2 protein-coding genes are annotated in these 1,289 nt (G+C 68.8%); both read left to right on the top strand.

The window, feature by feature from the left end:
- Nucleotides 1–704 (top strand): serine hydrolase domain-containing protein (locus ACWDS7_RS48550; RefSeq protein ID WP_451934839.1); only part of this gene is annotated, 704 nt, incomplete at its 5' end.
- A gap of 106 nt (nucleotides 705–810) precedes the next feature.
- Nucleotides 811–1,289, top strand: a 479-nt coding sequence (locus ACWDS7_RS48545) for a hypothetical protein (protein WP_451934838.1), incomplete at its 3' end; no start/stop codon positions are given.

Here is a 1,289-nt window from a genome sequence, read left to right as displayed (position 1 = left end):
GCATGCCGCTGCGTGCCAACCTCAAGCACCTGTACGGTACCGACCCCCGGGCCGTCCGCGACGGTGTCCTGCGCGAGGAGCTGCATCGCCCGATCGGCGAAGCCGTCGACTACACCGACCGGGCCGCCCTGGTTCTGGGCTATCTCGCCGAGTACCTGTCCGGCCGGCCGCTGGACCGCCTCGCCCGGCACCACATCTGGCAGCCGCTCGGCATGGACAGCACCCGCTTCGGCCCCCTGCCGTACGAACTCATCGGGCGGTGCGCCCCCACCGAACTCGATCCCGACACCGGCGTCCACCTCAAAGGCGTCGTCCACGACTTCTCCGCCCGCCTGCTCAACGGCGTATGCGGCATCGCCGGCGTCTTCTCCGCCGCAGACGACCTGGCGCTCTTCCAGCGCCACCTCCTGGCCCCCACCCCCGGACCGGATCCGGTCGGTTTCGGCGCCGTCTGGATAGCCGAGTCCCTCCAGATCCACACCGGCGACCTAGCCCCGGCACGCGGTCTGTTCTGGTATCCCGCCTCCGGTACCGCCCCCGAAGCCGACATCTATGTTCACTATGGTTTCACGGGCACCGGCATGTGGATCTCTCGCAAACAGAATCGGTGGGCCGTTCTGCTGACCAACAAGCTGTACTACAGCAGGGACCGCAAACCCCTCTCTCGTATCCGCAGGGCCTTCTGCGCGCTCGCCTTCGATTGACCCGCTCCTCCTTTTGGGCTTGCCCAGGTGCGCGCCGACGGCGAGCGGATCGCGAAGGGACTGCGCGCGGAGCTCGCCGGTGAACACCGATCACTGCGGGAGGCCCATGACGAGCGTGATCGTCCCGCGCCGCCGCCGCGGTGACGATACGGCCGTCCTCGTCGAGTACGAGGACCTCGAGGCCGCCGCCCGTCACCGCGCCCGCGTCGCCGAGGTCCACCGATTCCCATTGGAAGGTGACGACGTCGCGCAGGCGCACGGCGTCGCCCCTGCTCCTGAAGGTGAACTGCCCCGTCGCGACGGACTGCTCGTAGCTGCGTGCTCCCCTGGTCTCGATCGCGTCGTACCCGTGCGCTTCGAGGGTGGTGGGCTCGAAGCCCAGGTCGTGGGCGGTCTGCCGGATATCCTTCGGCGGGTGGAGTACATGCTCGCCGCCCTCGGCCCACAGCTTCTGGACTGCCTTGCGGCGCAGCTCGGCGTCCGGTTCGAGACAGAGCGCGACGTAGCGGTCGGCCAGGTCCTGGGCACGGGCACGGATATCGGTCACCGCTTCTCCTCGTGTCGGTGTTCCTCCCGATCCTCAGG

Source organism: Streptosporangium sp. NPDC003464 (assembly GCF_053588315.1).
This window is presented reverse-complemented; position numbering and strand designations above follow the sequence as displayed.